Origin of the sequence: Brevundimonas sp. KM4 (assembly GCF_000964075.1) — a bacterium.
GTDB classification, from domain to species: Bacteria; Pseudomonadota; Alphaproteobacteria; order Caulobacterales; family Caulobacteraceae; genus Brevundimonas; species Brevundimonas huaxiensis.
Window position 1 is genome coordinate 107,393 of sequence record NZ_JZRG01000014.1, and the last position, 20,982, is coordinate 128,374.

At 67.2% G+C, this 20,982-nt stretch carries 16 protein-coding genes; 8 read left to right on the forward strand and 8 right to left on the reverse strand.

Features of this window, described 5'->3' with window-relative positions:
* Window positions 1-181: 181 nt before the first annotated feature.
* Complete coding sequence (locus VH88_RS09380; RefSeq protein WP_045811014.1) at window positions 182-2,593, reverse strand: DNA translocase FtsK; 2,412 nt, start codon at window positions 2,591-2,593, stop codon at window positions 182-184.
* A gap of 140 nt (window positions 2,594-2,733) precedes the next feature.
* On the opposite strand from VH88_RS09380, the gene VH88_RS09385 reads away from it, so the two are divergent.
* Window positions 2,734-3,990 carry a UbiH/UbiF/VisC/COQ6 family ubiquinone biosynthesis hydroxylase gene (locus VH88_RS09385; RefSeq protein WP_045811015.1) on the forward strand — a complete coding sequence of 419 codons (1,257 nt, stop codon included), beginning with the start codon at window positions 2,734-2,736 and terminating at the stop codon, window positions 3,988-3,990.
* Here VH88_RS09385 and VH88_RS09390 read toward each other — a convergent pair.
* The 5 genes from VH88_RS09390 to dapF form a co-directional block, all read right to left on the reverse strand.
* Window positions 3,987-4,802 carry a SirB1 family protein gene (locus VH88_RS09390; protein ID WP_045811016.1) on the reverse strand — a complete coding sequence of 272 codons (816 nt, stop codon included), beginning with the start codon at window positions 4,800-4,802 and terminating at the stop codon, window positions 3,987-3,989. The genes VH88_RS09385 and VH88_RS09390 overlap by 4 nt on opposite strands.
* A 12-nt stretch (window positions 4,803-4,814) precedes the next feature.
* Window positions 4,815-5,216, reverse strand: a complete 402-nt coding sequence (locus tag VH88_RS09395; RefSeq protein WP_045811032.1) for a YraN family protein — start codon at window positions 5,214-5,216, stop codon at window positions 4,815-4,817.
* A gap of 5 nt (window positions 5,217-5,221) precedes the next feature.
* Window positions 5,222-6,094 carry a 16S rRNA (cytidine(1402)-2'-O)-methyltransferase gene (rsmI, locus tag VH88_RS09400; protein WP_197071044.1) on the reverse strand — a complete coding sequence of 291 codons (873 nt, stop codon included), beginning with the start codon at window positions 6,092-6,094 and terminating at the stop codon, window positions 5,222-5,224.
* Entirely contained in the window at window positions 6,091-8,421 is a 2,331-nt protein-coding gene (locus VH88_RS09405) for an NADP-dependent malic enzyme (protein ID WP_045811017.1), read from the reverse strand. The genes rsmI and VH88_RS09405 overlap by 4 nt, the downstream gene beginning before the upstream one ends.
* Window positions 8,422-8,554: 133 nt before the next feature.
* On the reverse strand, window positions 8,555-9,385 hold the full coding sequence (gene dapF / locus VH88_RS09410) for a diaminopimelate epimerase (protein ID WP_045811034.1): 831 nt from the start codon (window positions 9,383-9,385) through the stop codon (window positions 8,555-8,557).
* Between the two features lie 40 nt (window positions 9,386-9,425).
* On the opposite strand from dapF, the gene VH88_RS09415 reads away from it, so the two are divergent.
* The 5 genes from VH88_RS09415 to VH88_RS09435 all read left to right on the forward strand — a co-directional run bounded on the left by VH88_RS09415 (window position 9,426) and on the right by VH88_RS09435 (window position 16,397).
* Window positions 9,426-10,220, forward strand: a complete 795-nt coding sequence (locus VH88_RS09415) for a potassium channel family protein (RefSeq protein ID WP_045811018.1) — start codon at window positions 9,426-9,428, stop codon at window positions 10,218-10,220.
* Window positions 10,221-10,320: 100 nt separating this feature from the next.
* Window positions 10,321-12,495 (forward strand): prolyl oligopeptidase family protein, encoded by a 2,175-nt coding sequence (locus VH88_RS09420; RefSeq protein ID WP_045811019.1) that lies wholly within the window; start codon window positions 10,321-10,323, stop codon window positions 12,493-12,495.
* Between the two features lie 151 nt (window positions 12,496-12,646).
* The gene (locus VH88_RS09425; RefSeq protein ID WP_052689540.1) at window positions 12,647-14,887 is read left to right on the forward strand and encodes a prolyl oligopeptidase family protein; all 2,241 of its coding nucleotides are present in this window, start codon (window positions 12,647-12,649) and stop codon (window positions 14,885-14,887) included.
* A gap of 68 nt (window positions 14,888-14,955) precedes the next feature.
* Window positions 14,956-15,711, forward strand: a complete 756-nt coding sequence (locus VH88_RS09430) for a thioredoxin family protein (RefSeq protein WP_052689541.1) — start codon at window positions 14,956-14,958, stop codon at window positions 15,709-15,711.
* A gap of 11 nt (window positions 15,712-15,722) precedes the next feature.
* Window positions 15,723-16,397, forward strand: coding sequence for a phytanoyl-CoA dioxygenase family protein (locus tag VH88_RS09435; RefSeq protein ID WP_045811037.1), 675 nt, complete (start codon window positions 15,723-15,725; stop codon window positions 16,395-16,397).
* 1 nt (window position 16,398) lies between these two features.
* Here VH88_RS09435 and VH88_RS09440 read toward each other — a convergent pair whose 3' ends face one another.
* Both VH88_RS09440 and glpK read right to left on the reverse strand, forming a co-directional pair.
* Window positions 16,399-17,475, reverse strand: a complete 1,077-nt coding sequence (locus VH88_RS09440) for a phosphotransferase family protein (RefSeq protein ID WP_045811020.1) — start codon at window positions 17,473-17,475, stop codon at window positions 16,399-16,401.
* Window positions 17,476-17,512: 37 nt separating this feature from the next.
* Window positions 17,513-19,042, reverse strand: a complete 1,530-nt coding sequence (gene glpK, locus VH88_RS09445; protein WP_045811021.1) for a glycerol kinase GlpK — start codon at window positions 19,040-19,042, stop codon at window positions 17,513-17,515.
* A 38-nt stretch (window positions 19,043-19,080) separates the two neighbouring features.
* On the opposite strand from glpK, the gene VH88_RS09450 reads away from it, so the two are divergent.
* Both VH88_RS09450 and VH88_RS09455 read left to right on the forward strand, forming a co-directional pair.
* On the forward strand, window positions 19,081-20,061 hold the full coding sequence (locus VH88_RS09450; protein ID WP_045811022.1) for a threonine/serine dehydratase: 981 nt from the start codon (window positions 19,081-19,083) through the stop codon (window positions 20,059-20,061).
* Between the two features lie 62 nt (window positions 20,062-20,123).
* Window positions 20,124-20,591 (forward strand): MaoC family dehydratase, encoded by a 468-nt coding sequence (locus VH88_RS09455; protein WP_045811023.1) that lies wholly within the window; start codon window positions 20,124-20,126, stop codon window positions 20,589-20,591.
* Window positions 20,592-20,982: the final 391 nt, after the last annotated feature.

Genomic DNA, 20,982 nt, shown 5'->3' on the forward strand with positions numbered 1-20,982 from the left:
CGTCTCCCGTTCGGGATGGTTGTCGATCCTGCCGTCTTGCCCGGTCGGCTTGGCGTCGGAATGACGCGAGCCTGACCATATTCCGGCGCTGCGATGAAGCCCTGTTCATCGAAATGCTGAAGCTTGGACGCGATAGCGGGTCAGACAACGGCTCCGAGCCGCAGCCGTTCCTCGATTGTCGTCACACCATCGGCGGCGGGCCGGCCAGGACGTCGCGCTTGCCGGCGTGGTTGGCGGGGCTGACCACGCCTTCCTGCTCCATCCGCTCGATCAGGGAGGCGGCGCGGTTATAGCCGATCTGGAGACGGCGCTGGACATAGCTGGTCGAGGCCTTGCGGTCGCGGGTGACCACGGCGACGGCGCGGTCGTACAGGTCGTCGCCGAATCCGCCGCCGCCGCCCTCGTCATAGCCGTTGTCGCCGTCGCCGTCCGGTTCGTCGGTGATCAGATCCAGATAGTCGGGCTCGGCCTGGGCCTTCAGATGTTTGCAGACGTCCTCGACTTCCTTGTCGTCGACGAACGGGCCGTGCAAACGGGTGATGCGCCCGCCGCCGGCCATGTAGAGCATGTCGCCCTGGCCCAGCAGCTGTTCGCCGCCCTGTTCGCCCAGGATGGTGCGGCTGTCGATCTTGGACGTGACCTGGAAGGAGATGCGCGTCGGGAAGTTGGCCTTGATGGTGCCGGTGATGACGTCCACCGACGGGCGCTGGGTCGCCATGATGAGGTGGATGCCGGCGGCGCGGGCCATCTGGGCCAGACGCTGAACCGCGCCCTCGACGTCCTTGCCGGCGACCAGCATCAGATCGGCCATTTCGTCCATGACCACGACCAGGAAAGGCAGGGGCTCGGGGCGGATCTTCTCGGACTCATAGACCGGGCGGCCCTGGTCGTCGAAGCCGGTCTGGACGGTGCGTTCGAAATGCTCGCCCTTGGCCTGGGCTTCACGGGCGCGCTCGTTGTAGCTGGCGATGTTGCGCACCCCCAGCTTGGACATGCGGCGATAACGATCCTCCATCTCGCGCACCGTCCATTTCAGGGCGACGACGGCCTTCTTCGGATCGGTCACGACCGGCGCCAGCAGGTGCGGGATGCCGTCATAGACCGACAGCTCCAGCATCTTGGGGTCGATCATGATGAAGCGGCATTCGGCCGGGCTGTGGCGATACAGGATCGACAAGATCATGGCGTTGACACCCACCGACTTGCCCGAGCCGGTGGTGCCTGCGATCAGCAGGTGCGGCATGCGCGCCAGGTCGGCGACGTAGGGTTCTCCGCCGATGGTCTCACCAAGCGCCAAGGGCAGCAGATGCCCCTTCTTGTCGTATTCGGCGCTGGCCAGAAGGTCGCGCAGATAGACGGTCTCGCGCTTGGCGTTCGGCAGTTCGATGCCGATGGCGTTGCGGCCCTGGACCACGGAAATGCGGCAGGCGCGGGCGGACATCGACCGGGCGATGTCGTCGGCCAGGGCGACCACGCGGCCGTGCTTCACGCCCGGCGCGGGCACCAGTTCATAGAGCGTCACGACAGGGCCGGGGCGGATCTGGTCGATCACGCCGCGCACGCCGAACTCCTGCAGCACGCCTTCCAGCATCTTGGCGTTCTGCTTCAGAGACTCCTCGTCGACCGAAGCGGTGCGCTGACCGGGTTTGCTCAATATGCCCAGCGGCGGCAGGTCGAAATCACCCTCGGGTCGAGTGAAGTCGAAGGCCTGCTGGTCCACATCGTCCTTGCGGGCCTTGGGTGCCTTGACCGCGGCGACGCGCGGCTCGGCCGGGCGGGCGGCCGAGGGGCGGGGCGCGGGCTGGACGGCGTCGTCCTCCCACGGCGGCAGGTCGTCATAGGCGGTCTGAGGCGGCTCTTCGGCATAGGTCGGGGCCAGCGGCGTCTCTTCCGGTGGGGCGGCGCGGGGCGCTCGGGCCTTGGCGGGCGCCTTTTCGCGGGCGGCCTGGGGCTTCGGCTGAGCCGACGCGGGCGCGCGCAACGACTTGCCCCAGTGCAGGGCGTCCAGGAAATCCATGGCGCGCAGGCCGATGGCGAAACCGACCAGCCACAGCCCGGCGATCAGGAACACGAGGCCCGCTATTATGCGGCTACCGGGAATGTGCAGGGCTCCGAGGCCGCGCGCCGCCAGCCCCGTCACCGCATCTCCCCACAGACCGCCCAGACCGGCGGCGAGCGGCCAGGCGGCGGGCGCGGCCAGGGCGGCGAGCGCGCTGGACAGCAGCAGCACCCCGCCCGTCGCGGCCAGGGCTTTCAACGGCGTGGGCTTGAGCCTTTGCTGGATCGCATCGCCGACCGCGCGCGCCAGGCCGAAGGCGACCAGCAGCAGGGCGGCGGGCCAGGCCGCAAGGCCCAGCGATTGCATGAACAGGTCGGCGAACAGGGCGCCGTTCGCCCCCAGCCAGTTGGTCGTCGGCAGGCTGGAGGCGGCATTCAGACTGGCGTCCGCCGGATTCCACGACATCAGGGCGATCAGCAGCAGGGTCGCCAGCAGGGCCTGCAAGACGCCTCTGAACCGCACCACGAAGGGCGCGTCCCACAGGATGCGGGCGCTGATCCAGGCCTGACGGCCGATGACGAGGGCGGTGGACATGAAGGGTCGAACCTTCCGGCGGCTGACGTTCGGTACCCTTTGTCGCACTCACAGGGTTAAGGGGCTGTTTACCAGCTTGGCCTTGGCGATGGACAAACCGTCCTCTGGACCTTTGGCCGCGACGGCGCGACAAGCCCCTCATGGCTGACACTGAACGCTACGACATCGTCATCGCCGGCGCGGGGCTGACCGGGGCGGCCTTCGCCCTGGCGGCGGCGCAAGGCGGGTTGAAGGTGGTGATGGTCGATCCGCAGCCGTTCAGCGATCAGTTGGCGCCGACCTTCGACGGACGGTCGACCGCCGTCGCCTTTTCGACCTTCCGCATGCTGGACGCGCTGGGCCTAGGCGAAACCCTGCGTCCCCACGCCTGTCGGATGGATCACATTCTGGTGACGGACGGGCGCCGGCCGGGCGCGGCCAGCCGGTCCGCCTCGCCCGCCTTCCTGCGCTTCGACGCCGACGAGATCGGCGGCCGCACCGGCGGCGAGCCCTTGGGCTATATGGTCGAGAACCGTCGCATCCGTGCGGCCCTGGCCGAGGCGGTGACGCGCGCGGGTATCGCGGTGCGGGCCCCGGCGACCGTCGCCAGCGTCGCGACCGATGTGGGCAAGGCGACCGTGACCCTGGCCGATGGATCGACCCTGATCGCGCCCCTGGTCGTCGGCGCCGAGGGGCGAGGCTCGACCGTGCGTCGCGCGGCCGGGATCGAGACCGTCGGCTGGGGTTATGGCCAGAGCGGCGTGGTGGCCACGGTGCGGCTGGGTCGCGACCACGGCAATGTCGCGCACGAATATTTCCTGCCCAGCGGCCCCTTCGCCATCCTGCCCCTGACGGATCAGCGCGCCAGCCTGGTCTGGACCGAGACGACGCGGCGGGGCGAGGCGCTGCGCGACGCCTCGGACGATGCCTTCCACGCCCATCTGATGCGGCGGTTCGGAGAGTTTCTCGATGGGGCGACGGTCGAGGGCCCGCGCTTCGTCTATCCGCTGTCGCTCAGCCTGGCGGAGAAACTGATCGCGCCGCGCATCGCCCTGATCGGGGACGCCGCGCACGGCGTGCATCCGGTCGCCGGCCAGGGGCTGAACATGGGGCTGAAGGATGCGGCCGCTCTGGCCGAGGTTCTGGCCGGGGCCGCGCGTCTGGGCGAGGACATCGGGTCGGAAACCGTCTTGGAGCGTTATGCGCGGTGGCGCCGGTTCGATACGGCGGCCCTGGCGGCGGGTTTCGACGCCTTTGTACGCCTGTTCTCCAACGACATCGCACCGGTGCGTCTGGCGCGCGACCTGGGCATGGCCGCGGTCAATCGCATCGGACCTCTACGCCGCGCCTTCATGCAGGAGGCGGGCGGGGCGACAGGCGACTTGCCTCGCCTGCTGCGCGGCGAGGCCGTCGTCTAGTTCAACTGCATCCGCACGCGCTCGAAGGTCGTGAACCGCCGCGCCTCCTCGACGCCATCCAGACCCTGAGCGCGCGCCAGGGCTTGCAACGAGCCGGCCAACGCTCCCTGCTTCTCGCGCGCGGAGGCGACATCGAGCCACGGCCGGTGGTCCTCGGGGTCCAGCAGGGCGCGACGCAGGGCCGATCGCTCGGCGCCTTCATAATCCTGACCGCGAATGGCGCGGCTGAACAGCACGTTCTGCAGCCGGATCAGCGACTGACGATCTGTCACCGGCGCCATCAGAAGATCCAGCCGATCCGCGACGTGCGGCATCAGACCGGCGCGAAGGGCGCGCCGGGTCAGTTCGCTGGGCAGGATCAGCCGCCCTTGGCTGAACGGATCCAAGGCGACGGGACCTTCCGGCGTCTCGACGCGAACCATGAAATGACCGGGAAAATCCACGCCGGCCGCCGTGATCCCGGCCGCGCGCGCCGCGTGCAGATAGAAGACCGCCAGAACGGCGGACAGGCCGCGCCGACGCTCGGCGACCGCGATGATGTCGGTGTTGTCGGGATGGTCGTAATGGATCAGGTCGCCGTTCAGTCGCAGGTCGGCGCACAGGGTTTCGGCCAAGGCCTCGTCGGGACCTTCGCCGCCGATCCGTTCCTTCAGCCGCTCGCAGGCGTTGCGAGCCAGGGCGCGAACAGGCTCGGGATCGCGCAACGGATGGTCATGGATGGCGCAGGCGATCGCCGCCTCCAGCAGGGGGAAGGCGTCGTCTTCGGCCTGACCGGCGGCGGTCAGGACGGCTTCGGCCTCCTCGCGCGTCATGCGATCCCCTCGTCAGCGCCTCTCGACGCCGCGAAGATGACGTGGAACGCGCCAGGGAGCCAGCGCCACCATATCAATTCTCAAATCCAGACGTTGCAGACCCGGCCGATTGCGCCGGATCGCCTCGCCCGCTGCGACCAGTCGATCGTACTGGACCGGCTTCAGCGCCAGCAGGGCCGCCTCCATCGTCGCGCGGCGTTTGACCTCGACCACCGCCAGCACCGGACCGCGACAAACCAGCAGGTCGATCTCGCCGGCCCGGCTCTTGAGACGAAACCCGAGAACGCGATAGCCGCGCAGGATGAGCCAGAAGGCCGCGATCCATTCGGCCGCGTGACCGGACTTGAACGCCGTCCCGCCCTTCGCCTGACGCCACGCCGCCTTATGGCGACGGACCGGCGCGGGACGAGACAGGCGTTTCACTTGCCCTTCAGCTCCAGCGCCCGACGATACAGGGTCTTTCGGTTCAGCCCCAGGGCCTTGGCCACCTCGGAGGCGGCGTCCCCAGTCGACAGGGTCTGAAGGGCGTCGATCAGGGCGGCGTCCGCGTCGGCCTCGGTCGCCTGGATCTCTTCGCCGGGGCCGACGACGACGACGATCTCGCCCTTGGGCGCGTCCAGGCGCGGATCGACGGCCAAGTCGTCCAGCGTCCCGCGCACGCACTCTTCATAGAGTTTGGTCAACTCGCGGGCGACGGCGGCGGGGCGCGGACCCAGCACGGCGGCCATGTCGGTCAGGCTGTCCTTCAGGCGCGGCCCGCTTTCGAAGAAGACCAGCGTCTGGCGCTGACCCTTCAAGGCTTCCAGCGCGGCGGTGCGGCCGGCCGTCTTGGGCGGCAGGAAGCCGGCGAACAGCACCCGGTCGGCGGGCAGGCCAGCGATGCACAGGGCGGCCAACAGACTCGAGGCGCCGGGGATCGGATGGACGGGCAGGCCTTCGGCGATCACCGCGCGGGCGACGACGAAGCCGGGGTCGCTGACCAGAGGCGTGCCCGCATCCGAAACCAGGGCTACCACCTGACCCTCACGCAACCGTTCGATCGCCTGTTCGGCGGCACGACCGGACGCATGGTCGTCGCAGCGTTCCAGCTTCGCCTTCAGACCATAGGCGCTCAGCAGTTTGGCGGTGACGCGGGTGTCCTCGGCCAGCACCAGATCGGCGGCGGCCAGCACGTCCAGCGCCCTCAGCGTCATGTCGCGCAGGTTCCCGATCGGGGTGGCGACCAGATAGAGGCCCGGCTCCACCCGCCGGGGCGGCGGGGCGGCGGGCGGAAAGGGCGAGGGTTCGCTCAACGCTCGACCACGGCCGCGGGGGGACGCGGCGCCGAGGTCAGGCCCGAGCCCTGGAAGGCGGGACCGGCGTCATAGGCGGCGAAGGTGGCGGCGGTGATGATCTCGCTGACCGAGGCGCCCAAAGACACGATCTGCACCGGCTTCTCCAGGCCGACCAGCAGCGGACCGATCACGGTCGCGCCGCCCAGGGCCTGAACCAGCTTGGTCGAGATGGCGGCCGAATGGATGGCGGGCATGACCAGGACATTGGCCGGCTTGGTCAGGCGGTTGAAGGCGTAGGCGGCGTGACCCTTGGGATCCAGCGCGACTTCCGGCGGCATTTCGCCTTCGTATTCGAAATCGACGCCCTTCTTGTCCAGGATGCGGATCGCCTCGCGCACCTTCTCGGCGCGGTCGCCGGGGGGATTGCCGAAGGTGGAATAGGACAGGAAGGCCACGCGCGGATTGCGACCCAGCTTCCTGACCGTATCGGCCGCCTTGATGGCGATGTCGGCCAGCTCTTCGGCGTTCGGCAGTTCGTGGATGGTGGTGTCGGCCACGAACAGGGTGCGACCCTTTGCCAGCAGGATCGACAGGCCGATCAGGGTGTCATCCACGTCCAGCACGCGCTGGACCTCCTTCAGCGCCATGTTGAAGTTGCGGGTCACGCCCGCGACCATGGCGTCGGCCCGGCCCTTGGCGACCAGGGTGGCGGCGAAGTAGTTGCGGTCCTGATTGATCATCCGCTGGACGTCGCGGCGCAGATAGCCCCGGCGCTGGAGTTTTTCGTAAAGCCAGTCGGTGTCCTCGACATTGTGGTCGGAGACGCGGGCGTTGGTGATCTCGATGTCCAGATCGTCGAAGTTCAGACCGGCTTCGGCGGCGTTCTGACGGATCAGATCCTCGCGGCCCACCAGGATCGGCGTGCCCAGGTCGGCTTGTTTGAAGCCCCAGGCGGCGCGGATGACGGCGGGCTCCTCGCCCTCGGCGAAGACGACGCGCTTGTTCGGTCCGCCGCGCACGGCCGAGCTGATCTTCTGCATCAGGGCGGCGGACGGATCGACGCGCGAACGCAGCGCGTGGCGATAGGCGTCCATGTCCTCGATCTGGACGCGGGCCACGCCGGTGTCCATCGCCGCCTGGGCGATGAAGGGCGGAATGTACCAGATCAGGCGCGGGTCGAAGGGCGTCGGGATGATGTAGTCGGGGCCGAACTTCAGCTTGCGCCCGCGATAGGCGGCGGCGACCTCGTCCGGAACGTCCTCGCGCGCCAGGGCGGCCAGGGCCTGGGCGCAGGCGATCTTCATCTCGTGGTTCACGCGGCGCGCCCGCACGTCCAGCGCGCCTCGGAACAGATAGGGGAAGGCCAGGACGTTGTTGACCTGGTTCACATAGTCCGAGCGGCCCGTGGCGATGATGGCGTCCGAACGCACCGACTTGACGTCCTCGGGCGTGATCTCGGGGTCGGGGTTGGCCATGGCGAAGATGATCGGATTGGGCGCCATAGAGGCCACCATCTCCTTGGTGATCGCGCCCTTGGCGGACAGGCCCAGCACCACGTCGGCGCCGACCATGGCCTCGGCCAGGGTGCGCAGGGGCGTGTCGGTCGCGTGGGCGGCCTTCCACTGGTCCATGCCGTGGTCGCGACCCTTGTAGACGACGCCGTCGCGGTCGCAGATCACGGTGTTCTCGGCCTTGACGCCCGCGGCCTTCATCAGGGCGATGGAGGAGAGGCCCGCCGCCCCGGCGCCGGCCAGAACGACCTTGATCTCGTCCAGCTTCTTGCCGGCGATATGGACGGCGTTGATCAGGCCGGCGGTCGAGATGATGGCGGTGCCGTGCTGGTCGTCATGGAAGACGGGGATGTCCAGCAGGTCCTGAAGCTCGCTTTCGATGACGAAGCATTCGGGGGACTTGATGTCCTCCAGATTGATGCCGCCCCAGGTGTCGCCGATGTTCTTGACGACGGTGATGAACTCGTCCGGGTCGGTGGTCTTAACCTCGACGTCGAAGCTGTCGACGTCGGCGAACCGTTTGAACAGGACCGACTTGCCCTCCATCACCGGCTTGGAGGCCATGTGGCCCAGGTTGCCCAGGCCCAGGATCGCCGTGCCGTTCGAGATGACGGCGACCAGATTGCCCTTGGAGGTGTAGTCGTAGGCCTTGTCCGCATCGGCGGCGATCGCCAGCACCGGCACGGCCACGCCCGGGGAATAGGCCAGCGACAGATCGCGCTGGGTCGCCATCGGCTTGGTCGGCGCCATGGAAATCTTGCCCGGCGTCGGGATGCGGTGGAAGTCCAGCGCTTCGTCGTCGGAGAAGGTTTGCTTTTCGGTCTGATCGGGCATCGGTCGTCCAGGGCGTCGGCGTGGCTGTAACCGTTCGTGTCCTAGAGGCTGGGACGGGCCGCGCCAACCCTTGACGCGGAGGAAGCCTGCGCAATCGGTCCTGAGCTTGACCTGCGCGTCAGCGTCAACGCCGTCAGATCGACAGCACGCCCGTCCGTTCGATCTCGACCGGTCCGGTCATCAGGACGTGATCGGTCTCCCCATCCCAGTCGATGACCAATTCGCCGCCATCGACGACGACCGTCACCTTGCGTTCGGTCAGGCCGCGCCGCGCGGTGGCGACCAGGGCGGCGCAGGCGCCGGTGCCGCAGGCCTTGGTCAGGCCGGCCCCCCGCTCCCAGACCCGCAGGCGGATGTGATCTCGGTCAAGCACATTGGCGAACCCGACATTCACGCCTTGCGGAAACAGCGGGTGATGCTCGACCAGCGAGCCGGATCCCGTGACGAAGCCGTCGTCCTGGCGGTCGGTGAAGAACACCACGTGAGGATTGCCCATGGAGACGGCGCCGGGCGTATGCAGGATCGGCGCGTCGATCGGTCCGACCTGAAGCTCGATCCCGCGGGTGTCCATTTCTTCGGCCAGCGGCACCTGGGTCCAATCCAGTCGAGGCTTGCCCATGTCCACGGTCACGCGATGGTCGCCGGCGCGGGTGGCGGTGGTCGGACCGCCTACCGTGTCGATCACCACGCGGTCCGATCCGTTCGCCTGCATCAACAGCCAGCCGACGCAGCGCAGGGCATTGCCGCAGGTCTCCACCATAGATCCATCGGCGTTCCACACCCGCATGAAGGCGTCGGCCGTGTCTGACGCTTCGATGGCGATCAGCTGATCGAAGCCCTCGCCGGTCTGCCGGTCGCCCAGCGCACGAATCTGGTCCTCGCCGGGAGCGAACGGCTGTTCCAGCGCATTGACGACGACGAAGTCATTGCCGGCGCCGTTCATCTTGACGAAAGGACGGGTCATGCAGGCCATATAGGCCCAACCCAGCGCCGCGGAAACCAGCGTGTCCCAGACCGAAACCGACCCCAAGGACAACGGCCTGCGACTGCGCGCCCGACTGCGATATCTATATCACGGCAGTCAGCCGGCGGCGGTGAAGTTCCGGTTGACCGTCATCGTCATCGACTTGGCGATCATCGCCTTTTTCCTGGCCGCGCCCATCCTGAAGAACATGGGTTGGGCCTTCTATGCGCTGGACTATTTCATCGCCGCCATCCTGGCCCTGGACCTGGCCGCGCGGGCCTATGCCTATGCGAACATCAAGGACTGGCTGAAGCGGCCGATCGTCTGGGTAGACCTGTTCGTGCTGGCGACCCTGCTGTTCCCGGCCTGGCTGTTCAACCTCGGCTTCCTGCGAATGTTGCGGCTGTGGACCCTGCTGAACTCGGACTTCTTTTGGCGCACCGTGGGGGCGCGGTTCGACGATACGCGGGTCGAAGGGATCGCGCGGGCCCTGGCCAATCTGATCACCTTCGTCTTCGTGGCGACCGGCTTCGTCTATGCGACCTTCAGGGGGCACGACGGCATCGCCGGCTATGTGGATGCGCTGTATTTCACGGTGGCCACTCTGACGACGACCGGATTTGGCGACGTCACCCTGCCCGGGCCGTGGGGGCGGTTATTGTCCATCGCCGTCATGCTGGTGGGCATCACCCTGTTCCTGCGCCTGGCGCAGGCCCTGATCCGACCGCACAAGGTGCATTTCCCGTGCGACCGCTGCGGCCTCCAGAACCACGACCCCGACGCCGTCCACTGCAAGGCGTGCGGCAAGCTGCTCTGCATTCCCGACGAGGGTTGAGGCGGCGCGTCCCACCGGTGTGACAAAACGGTAAGGTCGCACGGCTTGCCGCACGGGAAGGCGTCGTTAAGGTGCCGGCTTCGTTTTCGGGGACCTGTCCATGATCCGTGCTTCCGCCGTCGCGTTTGCGACGCTTCTCGCCTCCACCAGCCTGACCTCGGTATCCATGGCCCAGACCCCCGCCTCCTCTCCCGCTCCAGCCTCTGGCGGCTTTGCGACCAGCGACGCGACCGATCCCTATCTGTGGCTCGAAGAGGTCGAGGGCGAGCGGGCGATGGAGTGGGTCAAGGCCCACAACGAACGCACCTTCGCCGTCCTGCAGGGCGATCCCCGCTACGAAACCCTGCATCAGCAGGCGCTGGAGATCGTCCAGGCCCAGGACCGCATCCCGTCGCCCGGCTTCACCCATGACGGCCATATCGACAACTTCTGGCAGGACGCCCAGCATGTGCGCGGGCTGTGGCGCCGCACGACGCTGGACAGCTATCGCACCGCCACGCCCGAGTGGCAGACCATCCTCGACATCGACGCCCTGGCGGCGGCCGAAGGCCAGAACTGGGTCTACAAGGGGTCGACCTGTCTTCAGCCCGAAGAGCGCTACTGCCTGATCAGCCTGTCGAACGGCGGCAAGGACGCGGTGACCCTGCGCGAGTTCGACACGGTCGAGCGCAAGTTCGTCGACGGCGGCATCACCCTGCCGGAATCCAAGGGCGGCGCATCCTGGATCGACAAGGACACCCTGCTGATCTCGCGCGACTTCGGTCCCGGCACCCTGACCAACTCGGGCTATCCGATGGTGGTCAAGCGGATGAAGCGCGGCCAGACCCTAGACCAGGCCGAGACCCTGTTCACCGGCCAACCGACCGACGTCTCGGTGTCAGGCTATACGTTGCGCGACGCCGACGGGGTGGTGAAAGCGACCCTGATCAACCGTTCGGTGGACTTCTATTCGTCCGAGACCTGGCGCCTGGGCGACGACGGCGCCCTGACCCAGCTTCAACTGCCGGCCAAGTCCGACATCACCGGCCTGGTCCAGGGCCAGCTTCTTGTGTCGCTGAAACAGGATTGGACCGCGCCGTCGGGGCAGGATTTCAAGACCGGCGACCTGATCGCCTGGCCGCTGGAGGCTTGGCTGGCCGATCAGGCGACCCCGGCCCAACTGGTGCTGCGTCCGACCGAACGTCAGGCCATCGAAGGCGTCAACGTCACGCGCAACCGGCTGGTCGTCGCCCTGTACGACAACGTGCGCGGCTCGGTGCGGATCTACACCCCTGGCCAGGGAGAATGGGCGCACACGACGCTGGACCTGCCCCAGAACGTCTCGGTCGGCGTCGGTTCGGCCTCGGAGAAGGACGACAAGGTCTTTGTCAGCGTCACCGGCTATCTGAACCCGTCCAGCCTGTGGCTGGCCGATGCGGCGACGGGCGCGGTCGATCAGGTCAAGTCCATGCCGGCCAAGTTCGACGCCGCCGGCATGACGGTCGATCAGCACGAGGCCCGCTCGGCCGACGGGACAATGATCCCCTATTTCGTGGTGCATAAGGCGGACATGCCGCTGGACGGCTCCAACCCCACGCTTCTGTACGGCTACGGCGGGTTCGAAAGCTCGCTGCTGCCCGGCTATTCGGCGACGGTCGGCAAGCTGTGGCTGGAGCGGGGCGGCGTCTATGTCATCGCCAATACGCGCGGCGGCGGCGAGTTCGGCCCGCGCTGGCACGAGGCGGCCCTGCAACAGAACCGCCAGCGCGCGCATGAGGATTTTCAGGCCGTGGCCCTGGACCTGATCGCCCGCGACATCACCAGCCAGCCCAAGCTGGGCATCATGGGCGGCTCGCAAGGCGGGCTCTTCATGGGGGCGATGCTGACCCAGCGCCCGGACCTGATCAACGCCGCCGTCATTCAGGTGCCGCTGTTCGACATGCTGCGCTTCCACAAGCTGCTGGCCGGCGCCTCGTGGATCGGCGAATACGGCAACCCCGACATCCCCGAGCAGCGCGCCTGGATCGAGCAGTATTCGCCGTATCAGAACCTGCGTGCGGGCCAGCCCTATCCCGAAGTCTTCATCCATACCTCGACCAAGGACGACCGCGTCCATCCGGGCCATGCCCGCAAGGCGGCGGCGCGGCTGGAGGAGCTGGGCTATCCGGTGCTGTTCTATGAAAACGTCGATGGCGGCCACGCGGCCGGGGCGAACCTGCGCGAGACCGCACGTCGCCTGGCGCTGGAATACACCTATCTGTCGCGCCGCCTGATGGACACGCCGGCGCAGGAATAGTCTCTGGTTCCGCTCATCCCCGCGAAAGCGGGGACCCAGTGCTTTCGCAAGGTTCGGCGACTGGGATCAGATTCAGTACGAACGGGCGACGCCGAACGCCCAAAGGTCTGGGTCCCCGCTTTCGCGGGGATGAGCGGAAAGTTTTGAAGCCATGCGTCACCTGATCCTGTCCGCCGCCATTCCGGCGCTTCTGATGGTCGCCTGCGCGAGCACGCCGGTCGCAACCGGCGGGAAGGAAATCGTGGCCTCGTCCAACGACAGCCCTCCGCCCCATTTCCCCCGCGATCTGACCCCGGCGGGCGTCGCGGCGGCGGACGATCATCTGGCGCTGGAGCAGGTGGACGGGGCCGAGGCGATGGCCTTCGTCGCCGAGGAGAACCGCAAGTCCCTGGCCGCCCTGACCGGCGATCCGCGCTACGAGACTTTCCGCGCCGAGGCCCAGGCGATCCTGACGGCCACCGACCGCATCCCCAACCCATCCTTCCTGGGCGACGGCATCGGCAACTTCTGGCAGGACGCGACCAATCCCAAGGGCGTCTGGCGTCGCACGACGCTGGCCAGCTACCGCACCGCGACGCCGCAGTGGGAGACGCTGCTGGACATCGACGCCCTGTCCAAGGCCGAGGGCAAGGACTGGGTGTTCAAGGGCGCCGACTGCCTGGCGCCGGACGACACACGCTGCCTGATCAATCTGTCCGACGGCGGCAAGGACGCGGTGGTCGTGCGCGAGTTCGACCTGACCACCAAGCGTTTCGTGGATGGTGGTTTCAACCTGCCTGAGGGCAAACACCGCATCGAATGGCTGGACCGCGACACGCTTCTGGTCGCCACCGACTTCGGCGCCGGAACCATGACCGAGTCCGGCTATCCCTTCATCGTCAAGACGCTGAAGCGCGGCCAGGGCCTGACCCAGGCGACCGAGGTCTATCGTGGCGACCAGGGCGACGGCGGCTACGGCGTCAGCCCGGCCGTCTATCGCGACAAGGACGGCAAGGTGACCGCCGTCATCATCACCCGCCCGCTGGACACCTTCCGGTCGGAGACGTGGAGCCTCGGTCACGACGGCAAGGCGACGAAGCTCAATCTGCCAGCCCGCGTCAGCGTCTTCGGCGTAGTTGGCGATCAGCTTGTATTCTCGAACGACGAGCAGTGGCGTTGGCTCGCACATGACTACAAGCCAGGAGCGCTTCTGATCGTCGGTTTAAGAGCATTATCCGCTGCTCCGTCGCCCACAAACGTCCCACCGGCGCCGATGACGGACGGACGCGATCCAGTCGGGATTTTCGTTCCGAATGCCCGTCAATCTCTCCAGAGTGTGGCGGTTCTCGACAACACCCTCATCGCCGCCATTTCGGATAATGTTGCGGGACGTTTGGTTCGCTTTCAGCGGACGGGGACTGAGGGACAGTATTCGTTCTGGGGCGCGACTGACATCACCGTCCCCGACAACCTCGCCGTCGGTCTCGGCGACTCGTCCAAATCACGCGGCGAGGTCTTCGTCTCGACCCAGGGCTTCCTCGTTCCACCGACCCTCAGCCTGGCCGATGCGGGCGCCGCGACCCTTACCACGCTGAAATCGGCGCCGGCCAAGTTCGACGCGTCGCGCGACGTGACCGAACAGTTCGAGGCGACGTCAACCGACGGGACGAAAATCCCCTATTTCGTCACCCGTCCGCGCGACATGAAGCTGGATGGGTCGAACCCGACCGTCATGCTGGGCTACGGCGGTTTCCAGGTCAGTCTGAACCCGGCCTACAAGCCCGAGATGGGCAAGCTGTGGCTGGAGCGGGGCGGCGTCTTCGTCCAGGCCAATATCCGGGGCGGCGGCGAGTTCGGGCCCGACTGGCACCAGGCGGCGCTGGACGGGAACCGTCAAAAGGCCTTTGACGATTTCGCCGCCGTGGCGCGCGATCTGGAACAGCGCGGGATCACCAGCCCGCGTCGCCTGGGCATCTATGGCCGGTCGAACGGCGGGGTCCTGACCTCGGTGTCGATCACCCAGCACCCGGAGCTGTTCAACGCGGCGGTGATCGAGAGCCCGCTGGTGGACATGCTGCGCTATCACGAACTGCCGGCCGGGGCGTCGTGGATCGGCGAATACGGCGACCCGCGCATCCCGGAAGAAGCCGCATGGATCGCCAAATATTCCGCCTATCAGCAGCTCCGTCCGGGCCAACCCTATCCGCGCGTCTATCTGACCACCAATACGCGCGACGACCGGGTCCATCCGGGCCATGCGCGCAAGTTCGCCGCGCGCCTGGGCGATATGGGCTATGACCACCTCTATTATGAGGACACGGCCGGCGGCCACTCCAACGACGCCGACCCGGTCGCCAACGCCCGTCGCTGGGCCCGCCACTATGTCTATCTGGCGCAACAGCTGATGGATTGAATGAAGCGGAGAGAGCCTCACGCGAATATGAGGCGCTCCGTCGCAGCCCAAGGACTAAGAACGACGGCATGAACACCAAGGGCTGGATCATCGCGGGCACGGTCATGGCGGGCGCCCTCATGTCCGTCGCCTCGGCGGCCCAGCCGGCGGCGGGGCGGCCGCCGCTTGCGCCGCGCCATGCGACGGCCAACGGCCCGCCGGTGGTCGTCGAACTGTTCACCGCCCAAGGCTGCGGCGGCTGCATCGAGGCCAATGCGGCGGTGGAGAAGGCGGCGGCCCAGCCAGGCGTGATCGCCCTGACCTATGGCGTCGACTACTGGGATTATCTGGGCTGGACCGACACTTTCGCCCGGCCCGAGTTCGTTCAGCGCCAGCGCGCCTATCGCGCCGCACTGCGCCAGCGCGGCGTCTCGACGCCCCAAGTCGTGATCGACGGCCGACGTCAGGTGTCCGGCGCCCGCAGCGTCGAACTGGAAACCGCCATCGGCCAGGAGGCGGTGCGTCAGGTCTGGCCGCCGGAGATCGAATTCCGTGAGAACGGAGCCGGCGTCGGCGTCGGTTCCGGACGCGCGCCGGCCGGCGGCGCCGAGGTGGTGGCGGTGACCTACACGCCCGGCCCTCAGGTGGTCGAGGTCCGTCAGGGCGAGAACCGGGGTCAGGCCGTGCGTCACATGAACGTCGTGCGCGGCGTGACGCGCCTTGGCGAATGGCGCGGTCGCCCGATGTTCTACGCCCTGCCGTCCGCCCGCCCTGGCGAGGCCGTGGCGGTGCTGGTGCAAGGCAAGACGGACAAACGCATCCTGGGCGCCGCCGTCAGGGATTGATGTCTAGGCTTATGGCGCTCGATCATGCGGCGTTTCAGGATTTGGGCGCCCACCGTTTTCACGGCGCGGTTTCGGATGACCTCGAGACTCTGTTCACGATTCTCGCTGACCTTCCATCTGATCGCGCGGGCGTGCGCCTACGCGGCATTGATCGACTAAGCCAATATTTAGCGCCAGACGGACGGATAGGGGCCGTCGCCGCCGAGGTGCTCGGCGATGCCAGCCGTCCCGTCCGGGCTATTCTTTTCGATAAGATGGCTGAACCCAATTGGTCGCTGGATTGGCACCAGGACCGCACGATCTGCGTCGAGCGGCGTGTCGCCATCGACGGATATGGTCCTTGGTCCATGAAAGCGGGAATGCAGCACGTCGCCCCGCCTTTCGATCTGCTTTCGCGCATGGTGACCGTCCGAGTGCATCTGGACGATGTCTCCGTAGAGAATGCACCGCTTCTCATCGCTCCGGGTTCTCATCGTTATGGCCGGGTTGCGATCGACGATGTCCCTGAGGTCGTTCGACAGTGCGGCGTTCAGGTCTGCCTCGCCAAGGCCGGCGATATCTGGCTGTACGCAACGCCGATTTTGCACGCTTCAGACGCCGCAGCACGTCCCACGCGACGGCGTGTTCTTCAGATCGACTATGCGGCCGAGGAGCTTCCTGGCGATCTGGAATGGCTGGGCGTCTGACCTAAGCGCCCGCCTTCTTCGCAAAGCCCCAGGCCGCGTCGCTGAGCGGACCGACCTGGGCGGCCATGGTCTTGGCGTGGGCGCTGGCGGCGGTGCCGTCGCGGACCCGGCCGGCGATGCCCTGGCAGATCGCGGCCAAGCGGAACAGGTTGTAGGCGTAGAGCCAGTCGAGGTTGGCGGGCCGCATTCCCGTCGCGGCGGCGTAGCGTTCGACGGTCTCTTCCACGGACGGGATGCCTAAAGCCTCCAGATCGGCGCCGGCGAGGCCGTTGCGCAACGAAGCCGGAATGGCCCAGGCGATCAGCAGATAGGAGAAGTCGGCCATCGGATCGCCCAGGGTCGACAGCTCCCAATCCAGCAGGGCGCGAACCTCTGCTCGGTCCGGCGCGAGGATCATGTTGTCGAGACGAAAGTCGCCGTGGACGATGCGGCTGGGTCCCTCGGCCGGGAGGCTTTCGGGCAGGAAGGCGATCAGCCGGTCCATCGCCGGAACCGGCTCGGTCTCAGACGCCCGGTACTGCTTGGTCCAACGGCCGACCTGACGCGCGAAATAGTTGCCGGCCTTACCATAGTCGCCCAGGCCGATGGCGGCCGGATCGAAGGCGTGCAGCCGAGCCAGCGTGTCCGTCTGGGCCTCATAGACGGCGCGACGCTCCGCGGGCGTCAGGCCGGGCAGTTTCAAATCCCAGAAGATCCGACCCTCGACCTTGTCCATCACATAGAAGATCGAGCCGATGACGCTTTCATCCAGGCATAGGGCATGCGGCTTGGCGACGGGGAAGCCTCGCGCGGCCAAGGCCGAGATGGCCTGAAACTCGCGATCCACGGCATGGGCGCTGGGCAGCAAGACGCCGGGCGGTTTGCGCCGCAGCACATAGGCGGCCGAGGGCGTCACCAGTTCATAGGTCGGGTTCGACTGGCCGCCCTTGAACTGGCGCACCGTCAGCGGGCCGGCGTATCCCGAGACGTGAGTGCGCATCCAGGCGTCCAGCGCCGCCTCGTCCAGGCGATAGCGCGGATCGACCTCGCGCGTGCCGGAAAAGGCGCTCTGGGCGTCCAGCGGGGCGGCGTCGGTCATGCGGCGGTCCTCGTCGTTTCCTTGAGCCGTCCGGATCTCACGCCCGGTCCGGCGCGGCGATGATGGCGGCCTTCACGGCCCGACGCCAGCCGGAAAGCAGACGCTCGCGCTCGTCCGGATTCATGCGCGGTTTCCAGCAGGCCGGCGCCTCGGCCGGGCGCGCCTCCAAGTCCGGCAAAAGGCCGACGCCCAGGGCCGCCAGGCGCGCAGCGCCCAGGGCCGTCATTTCCTGGAAGGCCGGGCGCTCCACCTCGACATCGCAGATGTCGGCGACGAACTGCATGGCGAAACTGTTGGCGGTGACGCCGCCGTCCACCTTCAGCGTCTTCAGCGGCGGCGCGCCGTCGGCGGCCAGGGCGTCGAGCAGGTCGCGCGTCTGATAGGCCAGGGCTTCCAGCGCGGCGCGCACGAAATGGGCCGGACCGGAATCCCGTGTCAGCCCGACGATGGTTCCTCTCGCTTCCGGCTCCCACCACGGCGCGCCCAGACCGGTGAAGCCGGGGACCATATAGACGCCGCCATTGTCCCTGAGCGTCTGCGCCATCGCCTCCGACTGACGCGACTCCGAGATCAGCCCGACCCCGTCCCTCAGCCACTGGATCGCCGAGCCGGCCGAGAAGATCGAGCCCTCCAGCGCATAGGCGGTCTGGCCACCGGCCTGATAGCCGAGCGTGCCCAACAGACGCCGGGTTGAGGCCACCGGCTCCGCGCCGACATTGGCGACCAGAAATGCGCCGGTCCCATAGGTGATCTTGGCGTCCCCGGCCTTCAGCGCCCCATGCCCGACCAAGGCCGCCTGCTGGTCCCCCGCCGATCCGGCGATGGACAGAGGCTGGCCGAACAGCGCCGGATCGCTCTCGCCGATCGCACCCGCGCAGGGGACGATGTCGGGCAGGGCTTCGCGCGGGATGTCGAACAAGGCGCACAGGTCGTCGCGCCATTCGACCGTCTTCAGATCCATCAAAGACGTGCGTGAAGCATTGGTCGCATCGGTGGCGTGGACTTGGCCGCCGGTCAGTTTCCAGATCAGCCAGGCGTCGATCGTGCCCAGCTTGACCTCACCCTTCGCCGCCCGCTCGCGCGATCTGGACACAGCATCCAAAAGCCACGCGAACTTGGTCGCCGAGAAATAGGGATCGAGGATCAGGCCGGTCGCGGTCTGGACCATCGGCTCGTGACCCTGGGCGGTCAGGCGGGCGGTGACGTCGGCCGTGCGGCGATCCTGCCAGACGATGGCGCGATGCAGCGGCTCGCCGGTCGCCGCGTCCCAAATCACGGCCGTTTCCCGCTGATTGGTGATGCCGATGGCGTTGAAGCGAGCGACGCCGCCGGCCTTGCGCACCACCTCTCGACAGGTCTGGAGCGTCGCGGCCCAGATTTCGGCGGCGTCATGTTCGACCCAGCCGGATTTGGGGAAATGCTGGGCCAGTTCGATCTGGCTGACCGCGACGGGCCTCAGGTCTCCTTTGTCTTCGCCGACCGCGCTTGGCGCGGCTTGAGGCGCGACCTCGAAGGCGATGGCGCGGGTCGAGGTCGTGCCCTGGTCGATGGCGAGGATCAGGCTCATGGTTCTCTCCCGGCTGCGTCTTGGGCTAAGGGGAGCACATGACGACGCACCTGCCCAGCTATGAAGGCGTCCTCGACGCCGCCCGCCAGATCGACGGCGTCGCCGTTCGCACGCCTCTGCTCGAAAGCCCGGCTCTGAACGCGGTGGTCGGCGGGCGGGTTCTGATGAAGGCGGAAAGCCTTCAGCGCGCCGGAGCCTTCAAATTTCGCGGCGCTTACAACCGCATCAGCCGACTGACCGAACAGGAGAAGGCGCGCGGCGTCGTCGCCTTCTCATCCGGAAACCATGCGCAGGGCGTCGCCGCCGCCGCCGCCATGGTCGGGACGCCGTCGATCATCGTCATGCCGTCGGATTCGCCCAGGGTGAAGGTCGAAGGCGTGATCGGCTTCGGCGGCGAGGTGCGCTTCTACGACCGCTGGACCGAAAGCCGCGAGGCGATCGGCGCGGCCATCGCCGCCGAGCGTGGCTCGATCCTGGTTCCGCCGTTCGATGATCCCTTCATCATCGAGGGGCAGGGAACGGTTGCGCTCGAAATGCTGGATCAGGCGAATGCGCCGTTCGACCAGCTGCTGTGCGGGGCGTCCGGCGGCGGGTTGATGGCCGGGATCAATCTGGTCATGGCCGAACGCAGTCCCGCGACGCAGGTGTTCGTGGTTGAGCCTGAAGCCTTCGACGACACCGCGCGGTCGCTGGCGGCCGGAGAGCGGGTCGGTCATCCGCAAGGCGCGCCGTCGATCTGCGACGCCCTGATGTCGCCGATGCCGGGCGTGCTGACCTGGCCGATCAATCGACGGCTGGCGGGGGCGATCACCGTCTCGGACGCGGAAGTCGCGGAAGCGATGAGGTTCGCCTTCCGCCATCTCAAGATCGTCCTCGAACCCGGCGGCGCCGTCTCGCTCGCGGCCCTGCTTGTCGGAAAGATCGGGACGACAGGACGTACGACGGCCATCGTGCTGTCCGGCGGCAACATCGATCCGACGCTGTACGCCGAGATCATCGAGGGGCGCTTCGGCGGCTGAAGGGCTTCCCTTCCCCGTGACGGTCGGCCAACCTCTCCTCACACGCACTGAGGAAACGCACGATGACCAAAGCCAGTGAACTACAGGCATTGATCGGACTTGAGGTCGGGGTGTCGAAATGGTTCGACGTCACCCAGGCCCGGATCGACGCCTTCGCCGATTGCACTGAAGATCACCAGTTCATCCATGTCGATCCGGAAGCGGCCAGGGCCACGCCGTTCGGTGGAACAATCGCGCACGGCTTCCTGACCCTGAGCCTGGCTTCGGCCATGAGCTATGACGCGGTGGCGCCGCTGGAGGGCGTCGTGATGGGCGTGAATTACGGCTTCGACAAACTGCGGTTCCTCGCGCCGGTGTCGGCAGGTTCTCGTGTTCGCGGCCGCTTCAGGCTGTTGTCGGCAGAAGACAAGGGCGGCGGACGATGGCTGCTGAAGCACGAACTGACGGTCGAGATCGAGGGGACCGACAAGCCGGCTCTGATCGCGGAGTGGCTCGGCATGCAGATGGTCGATGCAAAAATCGAGCTCTGATGCTCGCATAGGTTACAGTCTCGCCCCATCATGAATTGTGACCCAGCGAAGGCCGAGGGTTAACCATCTTGTGCCTTGATGCGAAATTCATCTGTATCATTAAGGCCACGGTGGTGGGTTTGCTGTCGAGCGCCGTCACGTTTCCGCCTCGACCTTATACAGCAAGGCTGGTAGGACCGGCGTAGGCGGTAGACCCGCCCCTATTACAACAGAGGCGGAGGGATACCCCCCTATGCGTATGAAGACTTTCGTGCTGGCCTCCAGCGCAGCGGCCGCCCTGGCCCTGTCGGCTGGTGCTGCGTCGGCGGAGCCCAACGGCTGGTACGGCGCCATCGACGCCGGCTACCACATGATCGACGATATCAATGCTGAATCGTCCACGACCGGCGCC